The sequence below is a fragment of the Pseudomonas sp. Leaf48 genome (assembly GCF_001421885.1).
Classification (GTDB): Bacteria; Pseudomonadota; Gammaproteobacteria; order Pseudomonadales; family Pseudomonadaceae; genus Aquipseudomonas.
On the sequence record NZ_LMLH01000028.1, the window covers coordinates 23946 to 48134 of the forward strand.

19 protein-coding genes and 1 pseudogene are annotated in these 24189 nt (G+C 60.2%); 6 read left to right on the forward strand and 14 right to left on the reverse strand.

Annotation, left to right across the window (positions count from 1 at the left end):
* Positions 1–248: 248 nt before the first annotated feature.
* The 6 genes from ASE98_RS16070 to ASE98_RS16095 form a co-directional block, all read right to left on the reverse strand.
* Positions 249–881, reverse strand: a complete 633-nt coding sequence (locus ASE98_RS16070; protein ID WP_060542326.1) for a sarcosine oxidase subunit gamma — start codon at positions 879–881, stop codon at positions 249–251.
* A gap of 156 nt (positions 882–1037) precedes the next feature.
* A complete protein-coding gene (locus ASE98_RS16075; RefSeq protein WP_060542327.1) occupies positions 1038–4055 on the reverse strand; it encodes a sarcosine oxidase subunit alpha in 3018 nt (1005 codons plus the stop codon).
* The gene (locus ASE98_RS16080; protein ID WP_047534309.1) at positions 4052–4381 is read right to left on the reverse strand and encodes a sarcosine oxidase subunit delta; all 330 of its coding nucleotides are present in this window, start codon (positions 4379–4381) and stop codon (positions 4052–4054) included. Before ASE98_RS16080 ends, ASE98_RS16075 begins: the two co-directional genes overlap by 4 nt.
* Before the next feature lie 15 nt (positions 4382–4396).
* Positions 4397–5647, reverse strand: a complete 1251-nt coding sequence (locus ASE98_RS16085; RefSeq protein WP_007980419.1) for a sarcosine oxidase subunit beta — start codon at positions 5645–5647, stop codon at positions 4397–4399.
* Between the two features lie 23 nt (positions 5648–5670).
* Positions 5671–6924 carry a serine hydroxymethyltransferase gene (glyA, locus tag ASE98_RS16090; protein WP_060542328.1) on the reverse strand — a complete coding sequence of 418 codons (1254 nt, stop codon included), beginning with the start codon at positions 6922–6924 and terminating at the stop codon, positions 5671–5673.
* A gap of 292 nt (positions 6925–7216) precedes the next feature.
* Complete coding sequence (locus ASE98_RS16095; RefSeq protein ID WP_060542329.1) at positions 7217–7945, reverse strand: TraX family protein; 729 nt, start codon at positions 7943–7945, stop codon at positions 7217–7219.
* A 131-nt stretch (positions 7946–8076) separates the two neighbouring features.
* On the opposite strand from ASE98_RS16095, the gene ASE98_RS16100 reads away from it, so the two are divergent.
* Together ASE98_RS16100 and ASE98_RS16105 are read left to right on the forward strand one after the other, a co-directional pair.
* The gene (locus ASE98_RS16100) at positions 8077–9114 is read left to right on the forward strand and encodes a threonine aldolase family protein (protein WP_060542330.1); all 1038 of its coding nucleotides are present in this window, start codon (positions 8077–8079) and stop codon (positions 9112–9114) included.
* Positions 9115–9345: 231 nt separating this feature from the next.
* On the forward strand, positions 9346–10170 hold the full coding sequence (locus tag ASE98_RS16105; protein WP_060542331.1) for an SDR family oxidoreductase: 825 nt from the start codon (positions 9346–9348) through the stop codon (positions 10168–10170).
* Between the two features lie 117 nt (positions 10171–10287).
* On the opposite strand, the gene gbcB is transcribed toward ASE98_RS16105, so the two are convergent.
* Positions 10288–11388 (reverse strand): glycine-betaine demethylase subunit GbcB, encoded by a 1101-nt coding sequence (gbcB, locus tag ASE98_RS16110; protein WP_060542332.1) that lies wholly within the window; start codon positions 11386–11388, stop codon positions 10288–10290.
* A gap of 283 nt (positions 11389–11671) precedes the next feature.
* Here gbcB and gbcA point away from each other — a divergent pair, with 283 nt between their 5' ends.
* A complete protein-coding gene (gene gbcA / locus ASE98_RS16115; RefSeq protein ID WP_060542333.1) occupies positions 11672–12967 on the forward strand; it encodes a glycine-betaine demethylase subunit GbcA in 1296 nt (431 codons plus the stop codon).
* An 841-nt stretch (positions 12968–13808) separates the two neighbouring features.
* On the opposite strand, the gene ASE98_RS26030 is transcribed toward gbcA, so the two are convergent.
* From ASE98_RS26030 to ASE98_RS16145, 7 genes are all read right to left on the reverse strand, one after another.
* Positions 13809–14762, reverse strand: coding sequence for an RHS repeat-associated core domain-containing protein (locus ASE98_RS26030; RefSeq protein WP_082457567.1), 954 nt, complete (start codon positions 14760–14762; stop codon positions 13809–13811).
* A 143-nt stretch (positions 14763–14905) separates the two neighbouring features.
* Positions 14906–15676: an electron transfer flavoprotein subunit beta gene (gene etfB, locus ASE98_RS16120; protein ID WP_060542334.1), complete on the reverse strand. Its 771-nt coding sequence runs from the start codon at positions 15674–15676 to the stop codon at positions 14906–14908.
* Between the two features lie 15 nt (positions 15677–15691).
* A complete protein-coding gene (gene etfA / locus ASE98_RS16125) occupies positions 15692–16912 on the reverse strand; it encodes an electron transfer flavoprotein subunit alpha (RefSeq protein ID WP_060542335.1) in 1221 nt (406 codons plus the stop codon).
* A complete protein-coding gene (dgcB, locus tag ASE98_RS16130) occupies positions 16912–18861 on the reverse strand; it encodes a dimethylglycine demethylation protein DgcB (RefSeq protein ID WP_060542336.1) in 1950 nt (649 codons plus the stop codon). The genes etfA and dgcB overlap by 1 nt, the downstream gene beginning before the upstream one ends.
* A gap of 222 nt (positions 18862–19083) precedes the next feature.
* Positions 19084–21144: a dimethylglycine demethylation protein DgcA gene (dgcA, locus tag ASE98_RS16135; protein ID WP_060542337.1), complete on the reverse strand. Its 2061-nt coding sequence runs from the start codon at positions 21142–21144 to the stop codon at positions 19084–19086.
* Between the two features lie 15 nt (positions 21145–21159).
* Complete coding sequence (locus ASE98_RS16140; protein WP_060542338.1) at positions 21160–21690, reverse strand: DUF5943 domain-containing protein; 531 nt, start codon at positions 21688–21690, stop codon at positions 21160–21162.
* 106 nt (positions 21691–21796) lie between these two features.
* Positions 21797–22774: a dipeptidase gene (locus ASE98_RS16145; protein ID WP_060542339.1), complete on the reverse strand. Its 978-nt coding sequence runs from the start codon at positions 22772–22774 to the stop codon at positions 21797–21799.
* Between the two features lie 224 nt (positions 22775–22998).
* On the opposite strand from ASE98_RS16145, the gene ASE98_RS16150 reads away from it, so the two are divergent.
* The 3 genes and pseudogenes from ASE98_RS16150 to ASE98_RS16155 all read left to right on the forward strand — a co-directional run bounded on the left by ASE98_RS16150 (position 22999) and on the right by ASE98_RS16155 (position 24174).
* The gene (locus ASE98_RS16150; RefSeq protein ID WP_060542340.1) at positions 22999–23400 is read left to right on the forward strand and encodes a lysozyme inhibitor LprI family protein; all 402 of its coding nucleotides are present in this window, start codon (positions 22999–23001) and stop codon (positions 23398–23400) included.
* Positions 23401–23612: 212 nt separating this feature from the next.
* Positions 23613–23867, forward strand: a pseudogene (locus tag ASE98_RS26040) (type II toxin-antitoxin system RelE family toxin).
* Positions 23851–24174, forward strand: coding sequence for a helix-turn-helix domain-containing protein (locus ASE98_RS16155; RefSeq protein WP_060542341.1), 324 nt, complete (start codon positions 23851–23853; stop codon positions 24172–24174). Before ASE98_RS26040 ends, ASE98_RS16155 begins: the two are co-directional and overlap by 17 nt.
* Positions 24175–24189 lie beyond the last annotated feature (15 nt).

Consider the following 24189-nt stretch of genomic DNA (forward strand, 5'->3'; position numbering starts at 1 on the left):
GACCGAGGTGTTCTTTCGAGTTACATCGACCTGAAACACCGAGTCGAACTCAGGTTTTGACCACGACACCGATCGGCTCCCTTTCCCCCTCTCCCCCTTGGGGGAAAGGGGACTGACCGAGGTGTTCTTTCGAGTTACATCGACCTGAAATACCGAGTCGAACTCAGGTTTTGACCACGACACCGATCGGCTCCCTTTCCCCCCCTCTCCCCCTTGGGGGAGAGGGCTGGGGTGAGGGGGTGGCTTTTTCAGGCCTGAACGCTAAGCCCGTACTCAGCCGAAGCATCCTGCAACCACAACCACCAGTAATCCGAGAAGCTGCGACGGATCAGCAGCTCCCAGGTGTCTTCGGCGGTGTGGCGGATGACCAGTTGCGACTTGGCGAACACCGTACCCACAGCCTTGCCCACCGGAAAGTTGTTGGGGTGCACGTCATAGCTGGTGGATTTCATCAGCACCTGGCGCACGTTCGGGCCGCGCAGTTCGAGGATCTGCTGGCCGCCGCTGACGTTGACGATCTGGATGTGCAGGTCACCCAGCGCCTCACGCAGCTTTTGCTCGGCGACGAACTCTTCTCCGGACGGCACGATCAGCAGCCACTCATCCGGGCCCATCCACTGCAGACTGGTTTCGCCCTTGACGATGACAGTCAGGGCACCCGGCAACTCGATGCCAAGTGCCTTGTGCACACCGGCGGCGAACGCGGCATCGTGACCATCGCCACGGAGGGTCAGGTGACCCAGGAGTTTTTTCTCGCGCACCGTCACACCGGCGTTTTTACGTCCCTTGCCCACCAGGCTGGCGAGGTCGGCGTGATGCAGCGACGACTCGGCCTTGGCCTCGGTGGTTGGACGTTGTTGGTAAACATTGGCTGCGGTCATAAAGCACCTTTCCTGAATTCTGTTGGTTCCGGTCCTTGTGGTGGCTGTTCCGCCGCTTTCGCGAGCAAGCCCGCTCCCACATTCGACCGCGTTCCCCCTGTGGGAGCGGGCTTGCTCGCGAAAGCGGCAGCCAGCACACCACAGGGCCCGAGGTCATCACACGTTCTGGCGTTCACCTTTCGGATCGAAGAACACCGAAGAAACGATCTCCGCCTCGATCACGCTGCCATCGGCCAACGGTGCGAACACCCGCTCACCCATGCGGCTCAGCCCGCCCTTCACCACGCCCATGGCAAACGAATAGCCAAGGGAGTTGTGCGCGTAGCTGGAAGTCACGTGGCCGACCATGGTCATCGGGATCGCCTGCTTGGTGTTGAACACCAGTTGCGCACCTTCCGGCAGCCATTTGTCCGGATCGATCGGCTTGAGGCCAACCAGTTGCTTACGCTGATCACGCACGCAGTCTTCACGGTTCATGCCACGCTGGCCGATCCACGAGAACGGTTTGGTGCGACCTACACACCAGCCCATGTTCAGGTCGTCCGGGGTCATCGAGCCGTCGGTGTCCTGGCCGACGATGATGAAGCCCTTCTCCGCCCGCAGGACGTGCATGGTTTCGGTGCCATAAGGGGTCAGGTTGTACTTCTTGCCGGCATCGACGATTTTCTCGAGAACGCCCATCGCATAGTCCGCCTGCACGTTGACTTCGTACGACAGCTCGCCGGTAAACGAAATCCGGAACACCCGCGCCGGCACGCCACCGACCAAGCCTTCTTTCCAGGTCATGAACGGGAAGGCTTCGTTGCTCAAATCGATATCGGTGACTTCGCTGAGCAGCTTGCGGCTGTTCGGCCCGGACAGGGTCATGGTCGCCCAGTGGTCAGTCACGGAGGTGAAGTACACCTTCAGATCCGGCCACTCGGTCTGCTGGTAGATTTCCAGCCATTGCAGCACACGCGCAGCGCCGCCGGTGGTGGTGGTCATCACGAAGTGGTTGTCGGCCAGGCAGGCCGTCACGCCGTCGTCGAACACCATGCCGTCTTCTTTGCACATCAGGCCGTAACGCGCCTTGCCCACGTCGAGTTTGGTCCAGGCGTTGGTGTAGATGCGGTTGAGGAACTCGCGCGCATCCGGGCCCTGAATGTCGATCTTGCCCAGAGTCGAAGCATCCAGCAGGCCGACGCTGTCGCGCACGGCCTTGCATTCGCGCTTGACCGCCGCGTGCATGTCTTCACCGGATTTCGGGAAGTACCACGGACGCTTCCACTGGCCGACGTCTTCGAACTCGGCGCCGTTTTTCAGGTGCCAGTGATGCAGTGCGGTGAAACGCACCGGCTCAAAAATGTGCCCACAGTGACGACCGGCCACGGCGCCGAAGGTCACCGGCGTGTAGTTCGGGCGGAACATGGTGGTGCCCATCTGCGGGATGGTCACGTTCAGCGAACGGGCGGCAATGGCCAGACCGTTGACGTTGCCGAGCTTGCCTTGGTCGGTGCCGAAGCCCAGTGCGGTGTAGCGCTTGACGTGCTCGACCGACTCGAATCCTTCGCGGGTCGCCAGTTCGATGGCGGCGGCGGTGACGTCGTTCTGCAGGTCGACGAATTGCTTCGGCGCACGAGCGGTGTTCTTTTCATGGGGCACCTGGAACAGCGCCAGAGTTGGCTCTTCCAGACGCGACAAGGCTTTCGGCAAAGTCGCTTCGACCACGCCGAAACCAGCTTCGCTGGCCGCGCGCACACCGCCTTCAAAACCATCGGCCAGTGAATCGCCCAGGCCGTAGACGCCGTTGATGCCACCGACGCACACACGTTTCTGCGGTGCTTCGCCCGGAACGAAACCGAGGATGTCTTCACGCCAGGTCGGCTTGCCGCCCAAGTGCGAAGCCAGGTGAACCACCGGGCTGTAACCGCCGGAACTGGCGATCAGGTCGCAGTCGAGCCATTCGCCAGGACTGGTGACTTTGTGTCCCTTCACATCAATGGCGGCAACGCGGGCAGCGGTGACGTGCTTGCTGCCACGGGCCTCGATCACGGCGCTGCCGGTCAGGATGCGGATGCCTTTGGCGCGTGCTTCTTCCACCAGCGCACCGCGCGGGTTGCTGCGGGCATCGGCGATCGCTACCACTTGCAGGCTGGCATCGAGCCAATCCAGCGCGACGCGGTAGGCGTGATCGTTGTTGGTGGTCAAGACCAGCTTTTTGCCCGGTGCCACGCCGTAACGGCGCACGTAAGTCGAGACAGCACCGGCCAGCATGTTGCCCGGCACGTCGTTGTTGCCGTAGACCAATGGACGCTCATGGGCGCCGGTCGCGAGTACGACACGTTTGGCGCGAACACGGTGGATGCGCTGACGCACCTGGCCAATCGGAGCGCGGTCGCCGAGGTGATCGGTCAGGCGCTCGTGAATGGTCAGGAAGTTGTGGTCGTGGTAACCGTTGACCGTGGCGCGTGGCAGCAGCAACACGTCCGGAGTGTCCTTGAGCTCGGCGATAACACCGGCAACCCATTCGATCGCCGGCTTGCCGTCGAGGCTTTCGCGGGAGTCGAGCAGGCTGCCGCCGAACTCTTCCTGCTCATCGGCGAGGATCACACGGGCACCGCTGCGGGCAGCCGCCAGTGCCGCAGCCAGGCCTGCAGGGCCGGCGCCGACGATCAGCACGTCGCAGTGCTGGTTCATGTAGTCGTAAGTGTCCGGGTCGTTCTCGGTCGGCGAGCGGCCAAGACCGGCAGCCTTACGAATGTACTTCTCGTAGGTCATCCAGAACGATTGCGGGTACATGAAGGTTTTATAGTAGAAACCCGGCGGCATCAGCTTGCCGCCGACCTTGCCGAGAATGCCCATCATGTCATTGTTCACGCTTGGCCAGCCGTTGGTGCTGGTGGCGACCAATCCTTGATACAGCGCTTGTTGCGTGGCGCGTACGTTCGGGATCTGCGTGGCTTCGGTGGCGCCGATCTGCAACACCGCGTTCGGCTCTTCAGCACCCGCGGCGAAGATGCCGCGTGGACGGGAATACTTGAAGCTGCGACCGATGATGTCGACGCCGTTGGCCAGCAGGGCTGCGGCCAGCGAGTCGCCCTCGAAGCCTTTGTAGCTCTGGCCGTTGAAGGTAAAAGTCAGGACTTTATTGCGGTCGATCCGTCCGCCGTTGGACAGGCGATTGGTCTGGCTCATACCTTCTCTCCCAGAGCCGTGCTGGCCGCTTTCGGGCTATCGGTCTTGTCAGTGAATTGTGGCTTGGTGCCGATCTTGTAGGTTTCGAGAATCTCGTAGGTCACGGTGTCGCGGGTGGCGTTGAAGTACTGACGGCAACCGGCGGCGTGAATCCACAACTCGTGATGCAGACCGCGCGGGTTATCGCGGAAGAACATGTAGTCGCCCCACTCCTCGTCGGTGCAGCTGTTCGGGTCCAGTGGACGCGGGATGTGCGCCTGGCCGGATGCGTGGAATTCCTCTTCGGAGCGCAGTTCGCCGCAGTGAGGACAGAAGATATGCAACATAGGAAATTTCTCCTGTTAGTGGGCGACGGCCGCAGCGCCGTGTTCATCGATCAACGCACCGTTGTGGAAACGGTCGATTGAGAAAGGTGCGGCCAATGGGTGCATTTCACCCTTGGCCAGGCTCGCGGCAAATACGTTGCCCGAGCCAGGTGTTGCCTTGAAGCCGCCGGTGCCCCAACCGCAGTTGAAAAACATGTTCGGTACCGGGGTTTTCGAGATGATCGGGCACGCATCCGGCGTGGTGTCGACGATGCCGCCCCACTGACGGTTCATGCGTACGCGCGACAGCACCGGGAACATCTCGACGATGGCCTGGATGGTGTGTTCGATCACCGGGTACGAACCACGCTGGCCGTAGCCGTTGTAGCCGTCGATACCGGCGCCGATCACCAGGTCGCCCTTGTCGGACTGGCTGATGTAACCGTGCACGGCGTTGGACATGATCACGCTGTCGATAATCGGTTTGATCGGCTCGGACACCAGCGCTTGCAGCGGGTGGGATTCGATCGGCAGGCGGAAACCGGCCAGTTTGGCCATGTGCCCGGAGTTACCGGCCGTGACCACGCCGACGCGCTTGGCGCCGATGAACCCCTTGTTGGTTTCAACGCCGATGCACACGCCGTTTTCCTTGCGGAAACCGATCACTTCGGTCTGCTGGATCAAGTCCACGCCCAAGGCGTCGGCGGCACGGGCAAAGCCCCACGCCACGGCATCGTGACGGGCCACGCCGCCGCGACGCTGGACGGTAGCGCCCATTACCGGGTAGCGGGTGTTCTTCGAGCAGTCGAGGTACGGAATTTCGTCCGCCACTTGCTTGGCATCGAGCAGTTCGCCGTCCACGCCGTTAAGGCGGTTGGCGCTGACCCGACGCTCGGAATCACGAATGTCTTGCAGGGTGTGGCACAGGTTGTAGACACCGCGCTGGGAGAACATCACGTTGTAGTTGAGGTCCTGGGATAGCCCTTCCCACAGTTTCATCGCGTGTTCGTACAGGTGCGCCGACTCGTCCCACAGGTAGTTGGAGCGAACGATGGTGGTGTTGCGCGCGGTGTTACCGCCGCCCAGCCAGCCTTTCTCGACCACTGCCACGTTGGTGATGCCGTGCTCCTTGGCCAGGTAGTAGGCGGTCGCCAGACCATGCCCGCCACCGCCGACGATGACCACGTCGTAGACCTTTTTCGGGGTCGGCGTGCGCCACATGCGCTGCCAGTTTTCGTGGTGGCTGAGGGAGTGCTTGAAGAGGCCGAAGCCCGAGTAGCGTTGCATAGTCATTTACTCCAAAACCGCACTCAGCGATAAACCGGGAAGTCCGCGCACAGGGCCGAAACCTGCTCGGCGACATTGGCCTCGACATCGGCGTCGCCGAGGTTGTCGAGGATGTCGCAGATCCAGCCGGCCAGCGTGACGCACTGGGCCACCTTGAAGCCGCGCGTGGTCACCGCCGGGGTGCCGATGCGCAGGCCGGAGGTCACGAACGGCGACTGCGGGTCGTTCGGCACGGCGTTCTTGTTCACGGTGATATGGGCGCGACCCAGGGCTGCATCCGCCTCTTTGCCGGTGAGGCCCTGACGGATCAGGCTGACCAGGAACAGGTGGTTGTCGGTGCCGCCGGACACTACATCGTAGCCGCGTTTGATAAACACGCCGGCCATGGCCTGGGCGTTGTCGATCACTTGCTGTTGGTAGACCTTGAAGCCTGGTTCCAGCGCTTCCTTGAAGCACACCGCCTTACCGGCGATCACGTGCATCAGCGGGCCGCCCTGGGCGCCGGGGAACACTGCAGCGTTGAGTTTCTTCTCGATTTCTTCGTTGGACTTGCACAGGATCAGGCCGCCACGTGGACCGCGCAGGGTCTTGTGAGTGGTGGTGGTGACCACGTCGGCGTAGGGCAGCGGGTTCGGGTACAGACCGGCGGCGACCAGACCGGCTACGTGGGCCATGTCGACGAACAGCAGCGCCCCGACCTTGTCGGCGATCTGACGGAAGCGCGGGAAGTCCAGCGTCTTGGAGTAAGCCGAGAAACCGGCAACGATCATCTTCGGTTGGCATTCGACGGCCAGACGCTCAACTTCGTCGTAATCGATCAGGCCGGTCTTGGTGTCGATGCCGTACTGCACGGCGTTGTACAGCTTGCCCGAGGACGACACTTTGGCGCCGTGGGTCAAGTGACCGCCGTGGGCCAGGCTCATGCCCAGTATGGTGTCGCCGGCTTGCAGCAGCGCCAGGTACACGGCGCTGTTGGCCGAGGAACCGGAGTGCGGCTGGACGTTGGCGTAATCGGCGCCGAACAGTTGCTTGGCGCGTTCGATGGCCAGGGCTTCAACCTTGTCCACGTGCTCGCAGCCACCGTAGTAGCGCTTGCCCGGATAGCCTTCGGCGTATTTGTTGGTCAGGCCACTGCCTTGGGCTTGCATGACGCGCTTGCTGGTGTAGTTCTCTGACGCGATCAGCTCGATGTGATCTTCCTGACGTTGCTCCTCGGCATTCATCGCCGCCAGCAGTGCATCGTCGTAACCCTGGATCTGGTCTTGCTTGCTGAACATCGCGTCTCTCCCAGCGGCGGCGGTGCGCCTTTCGTCTCGGTGAGGCCCTGGCTTTTCGGCAGTGCCCTTTGATAGCGATGGTATGGCCGGCTTCAAGTGGTCAAATGCCTACGGGCGCCACGCAAAGGTGCGTTTACGACATGGACTGAAATGGCAGGCCGAACACAATCCTCAAATCAACAGGAGTCCCCTGTGGGAGCGGGCTTGCTCGCGAAGAACGATGACACGGTCTGTCTGAAACACCGAGGTGTCTGCTTCGCGAGCAAGCCCGCTCCCACAGGGTCAAAGGAGGTCAGGCAATCAGCAGGCGCAACGTCAACAAAATAAGGAAATGCGCGGGATACAGCGCATAGGCCCAGCGGCGCATCGGCGGTGCTTTTACGTCATGCAGGTGTCGCAACAAGAACAGCCCCAGCCATGGCGCAATCAGACAAGTGACGATGGCGGGTATGGCAGCACTGTTGCCCAGGCGGACGGCGTAATACAACACCTGCCATTGATTGGCCGCCAGACAAACCAGCCCCGGCAGCAGCGCGTAATACCAGGGGCGACGAATCACCAGCAACAGCGCCAATGGCAACAAAACCCCAAAAAAACCGAACATCACTTTTTGCGTGAACAGCGCCGCCAGCAACAAGGCGACGGCTGCCAGCAATCGGGAATGCAGCGTCGGCTGCTGCCAGCCGCGCGCCACCAACAGGCCAAGGACCAGGGTGGGCATTACGTTCAACGTGTCGTGCTCGGGTATGAACATCCGGTACGGGATTTCGCTCACGGCGCTAAACAGCAACAACCAGCCCAGATAGCGCCATTGCCCACCACTCTCCACGGCAGGCTTTCGCGCAAGATTGGCGGCCATCGCCAGGCAAAACCAAGGAAACGCCAGCCGCCCAGGCACATACAACAAATCGACGGAGTAACCGACATATCGCAGGTGATCGAGCACCATGCTCAACAGCGCCAGCCACTTGAGCAGATCCAGTGCTCCGTCGCGCTGCTTTAAGTGCAGAGTCGCGTGCATAATCGTCCTTTGACTGTGTATTTTCTTGAAAGCAACATCCCGTGTGCTCTCCTGACGATCTTGGGTAAAGTGCGCACCATCATTGACCACGAGACACTTCACCATAGGCGTCTCGACCACGGAAGCAGGCCATGACCGATAAGAGCCAACAATTCGCCAGCGACAACTATTCCGGCATTTGCCCTGAAGCCTGGGCCGCCATGGAACAGGCCAACCATGGCCACCAGCGCGCTTATGGCGACGACGAATGGACCGCCCGCGCGTCCGATGACTTCCGCAAGTTATTCGAGACTGATTGCGAGGTGTTCTTCGCGTTCAACGGTACGGCTGCCAACTCGTTGGCGCTGTCGTCACTGTGCCAGAGTTACCATAGCGTGATCTGCTCGGAAACGGCTCACGTCGAAACCGACGAGTGCGGCGCCCCGGAATTTTTCTCCAACGGTTCCAAACTGCTCATCGCCCGTACCGAGAACGGCAAGCTGACCCCGGATTCGATCCGCGAGGTCGCCCTCAAGCGCCAGGATATCCACTACCCCAAACCCCGCGTGGTGACCCTGACCCAGGCCACCGAAGTTGGCAGCGTCTATACCCCGGACGAAATCCGCGCCATCAGCGCCACCTGCAAAGAACTGGGCCTGAACCTGCACATGGATGGCGCGCGCTTCTCCAACGCCTGCGCGTTCCTCGGCTGCACACCGGCGGACCTGACCTGGAAGGCCGGCGTCGATGTACTGTGCTTCGGTGGTACGAAAAACGGTATGGCAGTGGGCGAAGCAATCCTGTTCTTCAACCACAAACTGGCCGAAGACTTCGACTACCGCTGCAAACAGGCCGGGCAACTGGCGTCGAAAATGCGCTTCCTGTCGGCGCCTTGGGTCGGGATTCTGGAAAACGGCGCCTGGCTCAAATATGCCCAGCACGCCAACCACTGCGCACAATTGCTGGCCGAACTGGTGAGCGACATTCCAGGCGTGGAACTGATGTTCCCGGTACAGGCCAATGGCGTGTTCCTGCAACTTTCGGAACCGGCCATCGCCGCACTGACCGCCAAGGGCTGGCGCTTCTACACCTTCATCGGCAACGGCGGCGCACGCTTCATGTGCTCGTGGGATACCGAGGAAGAGCGGGTGCGTGAATTAGCGCGGGATATCCGTGAAGTCATGGCATAACCGCAATCCCCTGTGGCGAGGGGGCTTGCCCCCGTTCGGCGGCGCAGCCGTCGTAAACCAGCAAATGCTGGTCTGTCTGGCTGCTCGCATTCTCAGGGTTTGGGCCTGCTTCGCAGGCCAACGGGGGCAAGCCCCCTCGCCACAACCGTTCCCCCGCCACTGCTCCTGAAAGACTTCGTCTACATTGTTTGTCGAGCCCGTGCTCACATAAAAACAATCAGGAGCGTCAGCATGTCATTGCAAGGCAAAACCCTGTTCATCACCGGCGCCAGCCGTGGCATCGGCCGAGAGATCGCGCTGCGAGCTGCGCGCGACGGGGCGAATATCGTGATTGCGGCCAAAAGTGCCTCGCCGCATCCCAAGCTACCCGGGACGATATTCAGCGTCGCCCAGGAAGTCGAGGCCGCAGGGGGCAAGGCATTGGCCTTGCAGGTGGATGTGCGCGATGAAGATGGCGTGCATCAGGCGTTGGCCCAGGCCAACGAACATTTCGGCGGCATTGATGCGCTGGTCAACAACGCCGGGGCAATCAAGCTGACCGGGGTTCAACACCTCGAACTCAAGCGTTTCGACCTGATGCACCAGATCAACACCCGTGCCGTGCTGCTGTGCAGTCAGGCGGCGCTGCCGTATCTGAAGAAGTCCAACGGCCACATCCTCAACCTGTCCCCGCCACTGAATCTCGCGACCAAATGGTTCGCCCAATACAGCCCGTACACTGTCACCAAGTACGGCATGAGCATGCTGACGTTGGGCATGAGTGAGGAATTCAAGAACTACGGCATCAGCGTCAATTCGCTATGGCCGCAGACCATGATTGCCACCGCCGCTATTGAGTTTCAGTTGGGGTCGAGGGAGTCGTTCAAACATGCGCGTACGCCTGCGATCATGGCGGATGCGGCCCACGTCATTCTGAACAGCACAAACCGCAGCCTGACCGGCCGTTTGTTGATTGATGAGGAAATACTGCGGGAAAGCGGTGTGACCGAGTTCGAGCACTATCGCTTCGCGCCGGACAGCAGCGACAAACTCATGACAGACTTGTTTATCGACTAAACACCCTCCCCTGTAGGAGCGAGCCTGCTCGCGATGAACGCTGGCAACCTGACACCCCGCGGCGTTCTCAGGTTCATCGCGAGCAGGCTCGCTCCTACAGGGGTTATTGCGTGACCGTTAGAAATCGATACGCACATCGCCCTTCGGCACACTGCAGCACGACAGGATGAACCCTTCGGCTTCGTCTTCCTCGGTAATGCCGCCGTTGTGTTCCATCTCCACTTCGCCACCCAGCTTCAACACCTTGCAGGTGCCGCAAATCCCCATCCCGCAAGCTTTCGGAATCATCAGCCCAACCTTCGCCGCCGCCGCATGCACAGTCTCGCCCGGCGCCACACGAATGCTCTTACCGGACGCCGTGAACTCCACCTGATGCAGATCCGCCACATCAACTTGCGGCGCGTCGGCAGCCTGTTCGGCCTGCTCTACAGCATCGGCGCGGGCTTCCGGTGGCGTCGCACCAAAGGACTCCTCGTGGTAACGCTTCATGTCGAAGCCGGCGTTCTCCAGCAAACGCTTGACCGCGTTCATGTACGGCGTCGGGCCGCAGCAGAATACTTCGCGCTCAAGGAAGTCCGGCACCATCAGTTCCAGCATCTTGTGGTTCAGGTAGCCGCGATAACCAGCCCATGGCTCGCCCAGACCATGCTTCTCGCAAATCAGGTGCAGGCTGAAGTTATCGATTCGCGACGCCATGTGTTCCAGTTCGCGGTGGTAAATGATGTCCTTGGGTGAACGGGCGCTGTGGATAAACGTCATGTCGACGTTGCCGTTGGTGTCGTAGAACCAGCGCGCCATGGACATGCACGGCGTGATCCCCACGCCACCGCTGAGGTACAGCACTTTAGGGCTGGGAAAATCGATGGCATTGAACAGCCCGACCGGTCCGTGCACCGCCAGTTCCTGGCCTTCGTGCAGGGTGTCATGCAGCCAGTTGGAAACCCGCCCACCCGGCACGCGCTTGATGGTCACGGAAAAGCTGTAGGGTACCGACGGCGAGCTGGAAATGGTGTACGAGCGCATGATCGGCTCGCCTTCGATTTCCAGTTCCAGGGTGACGAACTGCCCCGGCTTGAAAAAGAACATGATTGGCTGGTCGGCCATGAAGCAAAAGGTGCGCACGTCCCAGGTTTCCTGGATGACTTTGACGCAACGGACGATGTGTCGACCATTGGCCCAGGTCTGGGTGGTTACCGGGTTCAGGAAGTTGTTGGACATGCTGATCTCCACGGCCGACTGTCGGCCTTCATGTTGGCGATTCTGCGTATAGCACGAACCACCCGTTTACCTATCTGCGACATTCACATGCTTATCGCGACCAGCCCCCAACTACCGGGGCTTGCGCGTCGGGAACAGATTGCACCATGTCGCCCATGGATAAGGTTCTGGCCAGCGCCGGCCCCACACTCGCCTCAACAGATAACTGCTGTTTTTTGTCTTGCGTCGCACAACCGTAGCCACAATTCGCCGGCCACACAGAATGGCCATGAGGACTAAATCGATGGACGTCACTACTACCCTGAGCCTGGGCGATCCGCTGGAACCCGCACGCAAGGCCACCGCGCAGATGTTGCAAGAGCGCGAGCGCACGTTCTCGCTGCCGCAGCCGTTTTACTCCGACGACCGCCTGTTTGATATCGACATGCAGGAAATCTTTCAGAAAGAGTGGTTGATCGCCGGCATGACCTGCGAAATCCCTGCCAAGGGCAACTACCTGACCCTGCAGGTCGGCAAGAACCCGATCATCGTGATTCGTGGCGCCGAGGGCGTAGTGCATGCTTTCCACAACGTCTGTCGCCACCGTGGCTCACGCCTGTGCACCAGCGAAAAGGGCAAGGTGGCCAAGTTGGTCTGCCATTACCACCAGTGGACCTACGAACTGGATGGTCGCCTGCTGTTCGCCGGTACCGAGATGGGCGCCGACTTCGACATGAAGCAGTACGGCCTCAAGCCGGTGAACGTGAAGACCGCCGGTGGCTACATCTTCATCAGCCTGGCGGAAAATCCGCCGGCCATCGATGACTTCCTGTCGACGCTCAGCCATTACATGGAACCGTACGACATGGAAAACACCAAGGTGGCGATCACCACCACCTTGATGGAAAAGGCCAACTGGAAGCTGGTACTGGAAAACAACCGCGAGTGCTACCACTGCAACGCGTCGCACCCGGAACTGCTGAAAACCCTGCTGGAGTGGGACGACGTCACCGACCCGCGAGCCGACCAGGCGTTCAAGGACCACGTAGCCGCCTCCGCCGCCGCCTGGGAAGCCGAGAAGATCCCTTACGCCCACGCCAGCTTCGGCCTGCGTAACCGCATCGTGCGCATGCCGCTGCTCAAGGGCACCGTATCGATGACCCTGGACGGCAAACAGGGCTGCGCCAAGCTCATGGGCCGCATCAAGAACCCGGACCTGGGCTCGATGCGCATCCTGCACCTGCCGCACTCCTGGAACCACTGCATGGGCGACCACATCATCGTCTTCACCGTGTGGCCGATCAGCGCCCAGGAAACCATGGTCACCACCAAGTGGATCGTGCACAAGGACGCGGTTGAAGGTGTGGACTACGACGTCGAGCGCATGCGCAAGGTATGGGATGCGACCAACGACCAAGACCGTCGCCTGGCGGAAGAAAACCAGCGCGGCATCAATTCCACCGCGTACCAGCCTGGCCCGTACTCCAAGACCTACGAGTTCGGGGTGGTCAACTTCGTGGATTGGTACAGCGAGCGTCTGCTGAGCAACCTGGGCGCCGAGCCTGCGCCGTACCTCAAAGGCGTACCCGTTCAAGGCTAATGCCCCCTGCAGGAGTGAGCCTGCTCGCGAAAAACCTGAGAGCACCGCGGGGTGTCAGGCTCCCTGCGTCATCGTTGACCTCCATCGCGAGCAAGCTCGCTCCTGCAAGGGGGCTTGCTCGCAGCAGGTTCTCTCCCAGCCATACATTCCCCCACCATTCAGAACTGTACGAAATATGATCTATTGCGTTCAGCACTATGATCTACGCGCCTTCCAGCCTTCCGCAAACAAGTTATCCACACCTCCACCCACAGCTAATGGGGACAACTGTGGAAAATGCTCAAAAAAATTTCCACAAACCACAGAAAAACCGTGACTTATCCAAAGCCAGGGTTTCTCGAAGCAATTGATCATTTTTTGATCTTAGGCTTACAAGCCCCGCCACGCCTAGCCTGTAGAGGATCGCAAACACCTTATCCACAGAAGCGCCAACAGACTTTGGGGGCAACTTTACCCCCTCTGTGGAAAACCCCTGAAACGCGCTGGAAATCAACGTTTCCAAAGGACATCATGTGTTTGAACCTCGATTTGCTCATTTTTTGATCATGAGCATGAAAGGCCCGTTTTATATGGCTTACAGAGGATAGCGAACATCTTATCCACAGAAGCGCCAACAGAGATTGGGGGCAAGTCTGATCCACCTGCCAGATTTATCCCCTTGAAAAAGCTTGGAAAAATCCACGAGAACCCTGGTCGTTTTTTGATCGACGCCTTGCAGAGTTTGATCTGTATGAGGTGTAGAGATGGGTGAACATGTTATCCACAGCTCCATTAACAGGGATTGTGGGTAAAGGCTGGAAAAAACTGTAGTTGGAAGGGAGCTACGCAGGTAAAGCTCAGATTAATTTTCGCGTTTCAAACTACCTCTGATGACACTCCCGGATTGGGCGAAATCATCCTGCCGCTGCGCTGGAGCCGGAACATGTGTTTGGGAAGTCATCGGAATCTCGATTGACGCAGGAGCCGCTCCTCCCGGCAATGACGTGGATGGTACCTCCGCAGATTTCGGAAATGCCGTTCCCCTGACCAGGTTGCGAACGTTGCCTCTAACCGTCGCCCACAAAGTACGTGCACGCAGACCGTTAACAATTGCTGGAACATATCGGACCATAGTTGCAGCGGCAGAGACTGTGGTAGCTACGTTCGAAATGTAAACGGCGCCAGGTAACCCCGCCAATTGCCCAACAGTGCCGACAATTGCAGTCGACGATGCCACCGTACTCATCCGTGCAGCGTGCAGTAGCCAGCCCCGCGCCGTGGCTCCCACCAGGTTGGTTGTCACTATTCCCGCATGCAGCGCGGTGGTGGCTGTAAGTTGAACGAGTCGGGCAATGATTTCCCCATACTGCCCAGTAGGATCCTCGAAGTTAACCGGATCGCCCGTACAATAGGCATACGCATTGGCTCCACCCCTACCAAACGGACTCAACCGATCCGGACTGTGGAATCGCATCAACACCGGGTTATATACGCGATACCCGTTACCCAGGTAATACCAGCCGGTTGGCCGTTCCCGGAGTTGTCCGTTGAACCCCAAGTGCGTACCAGGCGCGCGCAGGCTGCTTTGCACACCATATGGGCTATAAGCGAGTCGATTCGGACCACTGCGATCTAGTTCGGCAAGGATGCTCTGTTGCAGGTCCGTTGCCAGCAACAGCGTTCGTGAAAAGGCAGGATCCATTGTGCGAGAACGGACCGGACCTTGATTCTGAAGTGGATGAGGAGCAGGCATCGGAGGATCCTTGAGCAGTCTTGTTGACCCGCGCCCTGAAACAGGATTCGCGGACAGAACCATCCACTATCGCGCTCACGGCAAGTAGATAGCCTCTGTTTCTCAAACTAACAAACCACCCACAAAATCGACACTAGCAGTTCTGCTAGGGTTTCCCCGGATCTGGAAAAAAATGACTGCCATTGTGATCCTGCGCGGATTAACCGTCAGCGAATCACCCCTTCTTCAATCAACAGTTTGAGTATCGTCTCAGCCCCCGCTTGCGCAGTCACACCCTTGAGCACTTGCCCACCGCCGCCGCTGGCCTTGGCCGTTGCAGCCTTCATCCGGTCGGCGCCGCTCTTGGCCTTGATCACTTTCAAGCGTTTAGGCCGTGGCTTGGCCGGTTGCAGGTTGGCGACTGCAAGCAGCTCGTCGTCGATCACTTCAACGTCCTGCGCCTTCAGCACGCCCCGCCGGGCCGGGCCGTAGGCACTTTGCCGTGGCTTGGGTGCGGCGTTATCCACAGTGGCCAGGAATGGCAAGCGCACTTTCAAGCGACGGCGCTGACCACGGGGCAAGGCTTGCAGCACCAGCGCCGAGTTGCCGTCGATCGACTCGACCTGCGCCAGCCCTACCACCAGCGGCCAGCCCAAACCTTCGGCCAACAGGAACGGCAACATGCCCGAGCCTTCGCCGGTCTCCGCCTGGCTGCCGGTCAGCACCACCTGGGCCCCGGCATCACGCAAATACGCGGTGAGCGCCGGCAGCGCATCGGCGCCTTCCGGTTGTTCCAGCACATGCAATTGCTCCAGCCCCATGCCCAGATAAGCACGCAACGCAGGCTCCGCGATATCGCCGGCATGCAGTACCTGCAAGTTATCCCCAGCCAGCTGCAAACCCAGTTCCACCGCCCGCGCATCCTGTTCCGCGCGACGTGGCCGACCGGAAGTCGGGTGGGCGCCGATGGACACCAGGCTGATGATTTTCGTACTCATAACCCCTTCCTTCCCTTAAGCCGCATCGCGCTTGGCGTCGTTGCGGTAGGCCTCTACCGCCGCGATCAAGGCTTGAAGAATCCCGGCGCTCTCGCCGATCACCGACAGGTCGGCCCGTTTGATCATGTCGCAGCCCGGGTCGAGGTTGATCGCCACCACCTTGTCGCAGGCACCGATGCCCTGCAGGTGCTGGATCGCCCCGGAGATCCCCACCGCCACGTATACCCGTGCGGTGACCCAGGTGCCGGACGCTCCGACCTGGCGGTCGCGGGCCATGAAGCCGTCGTCCACCGCCACCCGGGACGCGCCTTCGGTGGCGCCCAATGCTTCGGCGGTCCTGTGGAAAAGTCCCCAATCCTTGACCCCGTTGCCCCCGGAGAAAATGAATTCCGCTTCGGCCATTGGAATCGCTGCCGGGTCCACCGCCACCGCGCCCAAATCCTCGATGCGCGAGAGACTGCGGGCAACGGTTGTGGATAACTCCACCGGCAAGGCTTCGTGACGGGTTTCGCTGACCGGTTCGGCACATTCAGCAGCCGCCAGGATCAGCCGTGCGACCGGGCGAGCGAGGTCTTGCAAACCGGCACCGGCGCGACCGATGCACTCCTGATCCTTGACCTGCCAGACCCGCGTGGCCGGGCGTTCGCCCAGTGCGGCGGCAAAGCGTCGACCCAGTTCTCCGCCACCGGTGCGACTGTCCGGCAGCAACCAATGACGTGGGCTGAACTGGTTATCCACAGCCCGCAGGCCCTGGACCCGTTGTTCCGGTGCATAACCGCTGAACTCGTCGCCTTCGAGCACCAGCAAGCGATCGACGCCAGCTGTAGCGAAGGTATTCTCTTTGTGCTCGCCGAAGACCACGGCCAATACCGCGCCGTCCTTGCCCGCCAATTGATGCGCCAGGCCGAGCAAGTCGCGGTCGTGGCTGCTCAAGCGGCCGCCGACCATGTCCGGCACCACGCTGATGTAGAACGCCGGTGCAGGCACCTGATGCAGCGGCAACTGCACTTCAACGGCGGCCGTGCGCTTGGTCGCCCCGCCCTGCTGCGCGCCGCTGCGGTCGATGCGCTTGATCCCGTTGGGACCGAGGAAGCCGATGCCGTGGGGGTTCTTGCGGATGACGCCGTTAGGTCCCATCCAGCTATGTTGCGCAGTCTGCATGGCCGCGTGCAGCGGGTGCAGGCGATTGCGTGCAATCCATTCGGCACGGGGGTCGCGGCGGATAATGTCGCTCATCAATGCACCTCCGCAGGTTCACGTTGCGCCGGTATGGCAGGCTTGCTCGGTGCCTGGTCTTCAAGCAACGCGTCGGCCACCAGTTCGGCAATGTCCTTGATCAACGGTCGAGGCTCGACCACGCCTTCAAGCATCGCGGTGCATTGTGGGCAGCCCACGGCCACCAGTTCGGCGCCCGTCTCGCGGATGTCCTCCATGCGCATGTCGGGGATACGCTGTTTTCCCGGAATGTCAGTGATCGGCGCACCGCCGCCACCGCCGCAGCAACGTGAACGGAAGCCGGAGCGTTGCATCTCTTTCACTTCGATACCAAGGGCGCGCAGGACCTGGCGCGGCGCCTCGTATTCGCCGTTGTAGCGGCCGAGGTAGCACGGGTCGTGATAGGTCACGCTGTCGCCCTTGTGCTGGCCGAGGTTCAGCGCGCCGGCGCCGATGATTTCCGCCATGTAGGTGCTGTGGTGCTGCACCAGGTAGTTGCCATCGAAGGCGCCGTATTCGTTTTTCAGCACGTGGAAGCTATGTGGATCGCAGGTAACGATGCGGTTGAAGCTGTATTTGGCCAGGGTCTGGATGTTGCGTTTGGCCAGCAACTGGAAGGTCGCCTCGTCGCCTAGACGTCGGGCCACGTCGCCACTGTCGCGCTCTTCGAGGCCGAGCACGGCGAAGTCGATTTTCGCTGCTTTCAGCACTTTGACGAAGGCGCGCAGGGTGCGCTGGTTGCGCATGTCGAAGGCGCCGTCGCCAACCCAGAACAGCACGTCGGTGGATTTCTTTTCGCTGAGCAGATTGAGGTTCAGATCTGCCGCCCAGTTCATCCGCCCGCCTGGCGCAAAACCGCCCGGGTTGTCGGTGGCGATCAGGTTTTCCAGGACTTCGGCGCCCTTGTTCGGCGTGGCACCTTTTTCCAGAGTCAAATGGCGACGCATGTCGACGATGGCATCGACGTGCTCGATCATCATCGGGCATTCCTCGACGCAGGCACGGCAGGTGGTGCAGGACCACAGGGTTTCGGCGTCCACCAGACCGTTGACGATCGGTTGATGCGGATTACCGGCGTGCTCACCAATCGATTTGCCGGGATAAGGGCTGCCGGCGAACTTCGCATCGGTGCCGCCGGCCAGGCCGACGACCATGTCCTGAATCAGTTTTTTCGGGTTCAGCGGCTGACCGGCGGCGAAGGCCGGGCACGCCGCTTCGCACTTACCGCACTGCACGCAGGCGTCGAAGCCGAGCAACTGGTTCCAGGTGAAATCCTTGGGTTTTTCCACGCCCAGTGGCGCGCTCAGGTCGTTCAAGTCCAGAGGTTTGAGACCGGTGGAACGACCGCCACCGAAGCGCTCGGCCCGACGGTGCCACGCCAGGTGCAGGGCACCGGCAAAGGCATGCTTCATCGGCCCACCCCAAGTCATGCCGAAGAACAGTTCCGAAACGCCCCACAACACGCCGACTCCGAGAACTGCCGCCAACAGCCAGCCACCGAAGTTCTCCGGCAGGATCCCGGCCACAGGCAGTGTCACTAGAAAGAACGACGCCGAGAACGCCAGCAGGCTTTTCGGCAGGCGCATCCACGGACCTTTGGACAGACGCGATGGCGGGTTGCGACGGCGCAGACAAACGAAGATCGCGCCAACGAACATTACCGCCGACATCAGCAGAAGCGCATAGCCGAGGAATCGGTTATGGAGGCCGAAACCGTGGACCAAAATCGCCAGCACGACCGAAGCCACCGCACCACCGGCCGTGGCCACGTGGGTGTTGGCGATGTATTTATCCCGCGCCACCACATGGTGCAGGTCGACCATGTAGCGTTTGGGCATGGCGAACAGGCCGCCGATCAGGTCGACCTTCGAGGCCCGGCCCCGGCGCCACATGGCCACCCGCCGCAACGCACCCAGAACCGCGAGGCCCAGGGCAGCGAACAGCAGGATTGGAAGAAGGGTGTTCAACATAGGTGTTGCTCCCAAAGACCTCGGGGTCTTGCAAGGATTCATGTGCGTGCCGATGAAGGCTATGCACCTACTTGTGGCGAGGGGGCTTGCCCCCGTTCGGCTGCAAAGCAGTCGTAAATCCGCCCAATGCATTTTCCCGACAGACCGCATTGGTTGAATTGGGGCCGCTTCGCAGCCCAACGGGGGCAAGCCCCCTCGCCACAGGTGATGGTGGTGATGTCGTTAGAAATCCTTGCACAGCCGCAGCGCGTCGTAGATCGCCGCGTGCACGTTACGCTGGGCCACGCAGTCGCCGATGCGGAACAGCAGGTAACCGTCACCGCTCTGTTCCAGACAAGGTTGCGGCTTGATCGCGAACAAGGCCTCGACGTCGATCTGGCCTTTGTTGCGCGAGCCTTCCTTCAGCGCGTAGTAAATTTCCTCGTCCGGACGCACGCCGTTTTCCACGACCACCTGGTCAACCACCCTCTCCTCTTTGGCGCCGGTGTACTCGTTTTCCAGCACCGCTACGAGCTTGTCGCCTTCGCGATAGACCTTCTCCAGCATCATGTCGCCGGTCATGATCACTTCTTTGGGGTACATGCTGCGGTAGTAGGTCGGGAACGACGTACCACCGATGGCCACACCCGGCTTGATGTCGTCGGTGACGATCTCAACCTGGCTGCCCTTGTCGGCGATGAAGTCGGCGGTCGACATGCCGGTGAATTCGCAAATGGTGTCGTAGACCAGCACGTTCTTGCCCGGCGCAACCTTGCCGTCGAGGATGTCCCAGCTGCTGACCACCAGGCCTTCAGCCGCGCCCCAGTGCTCGTTCTGCTCGATGAACGGGTGACCGCCGACAGCCAGCACAACCACATCCGGACGCAGGTCCATAATGGTTGGTGCGTCAGCCGCGGTGCCCAGGCGCAGGTCGACTTTCAACCGCGCCAGTTCCAGTTGATACCAGCGGGTGATACCGGCGATCTGATCCCGTTGCGGGGCTTTCGATGCGGTGGTGATCTGCCCGCCAATGAATTCTTTCTTCTCGAACAGCGTCACCTCGTGGCCACGTTCGGCAGCGACGCGAGCCGCTTCCATCCCCGCAGGACCGGCACCCACGACCACCACTTTGCGCTTCACGCCGGTGGTTTTCTCAATGATGTGCGGCACGCCCATGTATTCACGGGACGTCGCGGCGTTCTGGATGCACAGCACATCCAGACCTTGATACTGACGGTCGATGCAGTAGTTGGCGCCGACGCACTGCTTGATCTGGTCGATCTGGCCCATCTTGATCTTGGCGATCAGGTGCGGGTCGGCAATGTGCGCGCGGGTCATGCCGACCATGTCGACGTAACCGCCCTCCAGAATCCGCGTGGCCTGGTTCGGGTCCTTGATGTTCTGCGCATGCAGCACCGGAACCTTGACCACTTCCTTAATGCCGGCGGCCAGGTGCAGGAACGGCTCCGGTGGATAACTCATGTTCGGAATCACGTTGGCCAGGGTGTTGTGGGTGTCGCAACCCGAGCCCACGACGCCGATGAAATCGAGCATGCCGGTGTCGTCGTAATACTTGGCGATCTGCTTCATGTCCTCGTGGGACAGACCGTCCGGGTGGAACTCGTCACCGCAGATACGCATGCCCACGCAGAAATCGTCACCGACCTCGGCGCGCACCGCTTTCAAGACTTCCAGACCGAACTTCATCCGGCCTTCAAAGGTGCCGCCCCATTCGTCGGTGCGCTTGTTGACCCGTGGGCTCCAGAACTGGTCGATCATGTGCTGGTGCACCGCCGACAGTTCAACGCCGTCCAGACCACCGGCCTTGGCGCGGCGCGCAGCCTGCGCGTAGTTGCCGATCACCCGCCAGATCTCTTCCGGCTCGATGGTCTTGCAGGTGGCACGGTGCACTGGCTCGCGCACGCCCGATGGCGACATCAGGGTCGGCCAGTTGAAGCCGTCCCAGCGCGAGCGACGGCCCATGTGGGTAATCTGGATCATGATCTTGGCGCCGTGCTTGTGCATGGCGTCGGCAAGATTCTGGAAGTGCGGAATGATACGGTCGGTGGACAGGTTGACCGAACTCCACCATTCCTGCGGGCTGTCGATCGCCACCACGGACGAACCGCCGCAGATCGCCAGGCCGATCCCGCCCTTGGCCTTCTCTTCGTAATACTTGACGTACCGGTCGGTGGTCATGCCGCCGTCGGTCGCGTAGACCTCGGCGTGCGCGGTGCTGAGCACACGGTTGCGGATGGTCAGTTTGCCGATCTGGATCGGCTGGAACATTGCTTCGAAAGCCATGGCGGGTTCCTCGACTTACAACGGCTTGACGGTGAACAAGCCGTCTTCGTGGCCCTCTTCGGAGCCACCGTAGACTTGCTCGGCCACGGTGCGGATCTTGCTGCCGCGAGCGGCGAGGATCTGGTCCATCGCGCCGGCAAACCAGCCGGTGAACATGTAGTCGACCTTGCGCCCGACCTTGCCGTACACGTAGACGAACGCCGAGTGTTCGAGTTTGACGCTTGCAGTACCTTTGTCGAGGTCGATGTCCTGGATCTTGAACAGGCCCCAGCCGCGTTGCGACAGGCGTTTCATGTAGTGCTCGAATACCGCGACGCCTTCCAGGCCGTGGCATTCAGCTTCTTTTTCACACCAGTGCCAGGCGGATTTGTAGCCGGCCTTGTAGAGGATCTCGGCGTAGGCGTCAGCGCCCAGCACTTCCTCGATGCCCATGTGGTTGTTGACGAAGAAATGGCGCGGCACATACAGCATCGGCAGGGCGTCGGAAGTCCAGACACCGGTTTCGCTGTCGACTTCGATTGGCAATTGCGGGGCGATCTTGGCCATGGAAACTCAACTCCAGAAAAATTTTAGATTCGTGTTGGCCGCAGCCCTCACCCCAACCCTCTTCCAATGGGAGAGGGGGCAGATCGGCGGCGGTCTCAGGTAAGCGTTATTCGCCCCAAACGTCTTTGAGGACGTTGACCCAGTTCTCGCCCATGATCTTGCGTACCACGCGTTCGGGATGGCCGCGCTTGAGCAGGGTTTCGGTCAGGTTCGGGAACTCGCCGACGGTGCGGATGCCCAGCGGGTTGATGATCTTGCCGAAGCTGGTCAGGCGGCGGGCGTAGCCCTTGTCGTGGGTCAGGTACTCGAAGAAGTCCTGGCCGTGGCCCTGGGTGAAATCGGTGCCGATGCCGATGGCGTCTTCGCCAACGATGTTCATCACGTATTCGATGGCTTCGGCGTAGTCGTCGATGGTCGAATCGATGCCCTTGGCGAGGAACGGCGCGAACATGGTCACGCCGACAAAGCCTCCGTGGTCGGCAATGAACTTGAGTTCTTCATCGGACTTGTTGCGCGGGTGCTCCTTGAGCCCCGACGGCAGGCAGTGGGAATAGCACACCGGCTTTTTCGATTCGAGGATGACTTCCTCGGAGGTCTTGGAACCGACGTGGGACAAATCGCACATCACACCGACGCGGTTCATCTCGGCGACGATTTCCCGACCGAAGCCCGACAGACCGCCATCACGCTCGTAGCAACCGGTGCCCACCAGGTTCTGGGTGTTGTAGCACATCTGCACGATACCCACGCCGAGCTGCTTGAACACCTCGACGTAGCCGATCTGGTCTTCGAAGGCATGGGCATTCTGGAAGCCGAAAAGGATGCCGGTCTTGCCCTGCTCCTTGGCCTTGCGGATGTCGGCGGTGGTGCGCACCGGCATCACCAGATCGCTGTTTTCGCGGATCAGCTTCTGGCTGGCGGCGATGTTATTGACGGTGGCCTGGAAGCCCTCCCACACCGACACGGTGCAGTTGGCCGCAGTCAGGCCGCCCTTGCGCATGTCTTCGAACAGCTCACGGTTCCACTTGGCAATAATCAGCCCGTCGATAACGATGCTGTCGGCGTGCAATTCGGCTGGGCTCATCAGGCTGTCCCCTTATTAGCGATTCATGCGCCGAATCGTCTGCCGGCGCTTTGGGGCCAGCATATGCCTCGGTGACTCGGCAGCCGGGTGCAAAAACGACAGGGGAATTGCCGAAAGCGTCAATCCACGACAAAGGGCCAATACAGGACACAATCGTCGCCCTGTTCAACGCCTGCGGCTTGGGCCAGAATTCGCCAAACTACTGAAATTTGGGGCGGCGACGAATGAAATCGATCTTCCTGGCTTTGGCACTCATTGCGACCGGCGTACACGCGGCAGAGGAGTCTGAGGATACCCCCTGCGACAAGGTCGAAAACGACATCCAGACCATGGAATGTTCGGCTTTCAGCAAAACCACCGCCGAAGATCTGCTCAAAGACAACTACCAGAGCCTGACCGAGCGCATGCAGTCGCTCTACGGCAAGAACCCGTCGCAATTGGCCGACATCACCGCCAGGATCAAGGCCGCCCAGCAACAATGGCTGAAAACCCGCGACGCCGACTGCGACGTGGAAGCCTTTCCAGCAGCAGCTGGCAGCAAGGCGTACACCATTGCGCAGAACGATTGCATCGCGCGAATGAGCGATGAGCGGTCGGAGTTTCTGGAGTCGATTGGGCAGGAGTAGTCCCGCATTGTCCGTCGAAAGCTGGTATTGCCGACCAGCTTTCAACTTCAGAACATTACTTTCCCACAGCGCCTTCTGAAAAGTCGTCTACTGCGGTTTGAGTTCGCCGTTCGGCGCGCTTTGCTCGCAATATCCCGAAAAATTTCATGTGTTGGCCGGCTGAGAAATATAAGTGAAAATTCGCATATCTTATAAAAGACTTATATTATTCCATGAACAGCATCCACTGGACTCGAAAGGCCGTTAAGCAACTCTTGAGATTGCATTCCGTTCACCAGATTCAGGTTCGTGATGCCATCACGGCGCTAACCGACATGCCAGATGTGGCTTAAGTCAAAGCTCTGGTTGGTCATGATTACGCTTACCGGTTACGCGTCGGCAATTATCGGGTGATGTTTGACTGGGATGGCGCAATCAAAGTGGTCAGTATTCAAGAGGTCAAAAAACGCGATGAACGCACCTACTGACGTTCAAATCATCAATGATGAACACGGCAACCCCGCATTCGTGGTCATTCCCTATGCGCAGTATGTAGCGCAAAAGGTAGAGTCCGACCTGATCCCTCATGATGTGGTCAGTCGAATGGTCGATGGCGCCACGCCTATTCGAGCATGGCGCGAACACCTGAACCTTACACAGGATGAGGTGGCCAAACGTATGGGCATTTCCCAACCGGCTTTCGCTCAGCAAGAGACGGTCGCAAAGCCACGCAGGGCAACCCGCGAAAAAATAGCTGCGGCTTTCGGCATCAACGCCAGTCAACTTGAGCTGTAAGCTGCACGCCATCAG

What these genes read in the sequence shown, in the direction of transcription:
- glyA (WP_060542328.1), bottom strand. Translation starts at nt 6,924, where the DNA reads ATGTTCAGCAAGCAAGACCAGATCCAGGGTTACGACGATGCACTGCTG.
- ASE98_RS16085 (WP_007980419.1), bottom strand. Translation starts at nt 5,647, where the DNA reads ATGCAACGCTACTCGGGCTTCGGCCTCTTCAAGCACTCCCTCAGCCAC.
- ASE98_RS16140 (WP_060542338.1), bottom strand. Translation starts at nt 21,690, where the DNA reads ATGGCCAAGATCGCCCCGCAATTGCCAATCGAAGTCGACAGCGAAACC.
- ASE98_RS16080 (WP_047534309.1), bottom strand. Translation starts at nt 4,381, where the DNA reads ATGTTGCATATCTTCTGTCCTCACTGCGGCGAACTGCGCTCCGAAGAG.
- gbcB (WP_060542332.1), bottom strand. Translation starts at nt 11,388, where the DNA reads ATGTCCAACAACTTCCTGAACCCGGTAACCACCCAGACCTGGGCCAAT.
- ASE98_RS16155 (WP_060542341.1), top strand. Translation starts at nt 23,851, where the DNA reads ATGAACGCACCTACTGACGTTCAAATCATCAATGATGAACACGGCAAC.
- ASE98_RS16100 (WP_060542330.1), top strand. Translation starts at nt 8,077, where the DNA reads ATGACCGATAAGAGCCAACAATTCGCCAGCGACAACTATTCCGGCATT.
- ASE98_RS16095 (WP_060542329.1), bottom strand. Translation starts at nt 7,945, where the DNA reads ATGCACGCGACTCTGCACTTAAAGCAGCGCGACGGAGCACTGGATCTG.
- dgcA (WP_060542337.1), bottom strand. Translation starts at nt 21,144, where the DNA reads ATGGCTTTCGAAGCAATGTTCCAGCCGATCCAGATCGGCAAACTGACC.
- ASE98_RS16070 (WP_060542326.1), bottom strand. Translation starts at nt 881, where the DNA reads ATGACCGCAGCCAATGTTTACCAACAACGTCCAACCACCGAGGCCAAG.
- gbcA (WP_060542333.1), top strand. Translation starts at nt 11,672, where the DNA reads ATGGACGTCACTACTACCCTGAGCCTGGGCGATCCGCTGGAACCCGCA.
- dgcB (WP_060542336.1), bottom strand. Translation starts at nt 18,861, where the DNA reads ATGTTGAACACCCTTCTTCCAATCCTGCTGTTCGCTGCCCTGGGCCTC.
- etfA (WP_060542335.1), bottom strand. Translation starts at nt 16,912, where the DNA reads ATGAGCGACATTATCCGCCGCGACCCCCGTGCCGAATGGATTGCACGC.
- ASE98_RS16105 (WP_060542331.1), top strand. Translation starts at nt 9,346, where the DNA reads ATGTCATTGCAAGGCAAAACCCTGTTCATCACCGGCGCCAGCCGTGGC.
- ASE98_RS16150 (WP_060542340.1), top strand. Translation starts at nt 22,999, where the DNA reads ATGAAATCGATCTTCCTGGCTTTGGCACTCATTGCGACCGGCGTACAC.
- ASE98_RS16075 (WP_060542327.1), bottom strand. Translation starts at nt 4,055, where the DNA reads ATGAGCCAGACCAATCGCCTGTCCAACGGCGGACGGATCGACCGCAAT.
- etfB (WP_060542334.1), bottom strand. Translation starts at nt 15,676, where the DNA reads ATGAGTACGAAAATCATCAGCCTGGTGTCCATCGGCGCCCACCCGACT.
- ASE98_RS26030 (WP_082457567.1), bottom strand. Translation starts at nt 14,762, where the DNA reads ATGGTTCTGTCCGCGAATCCTGTTTCAGGGCGCGGGTCAACAAGACTG.
- ASE98_RS16145 (WP_060542339.1), bottom strand. Translation starts at nt 22,774, where the DNA reads ATGAGCCCAGCCGAATTGCACGCCGACAGCATCGTTATCGACGGGCTG.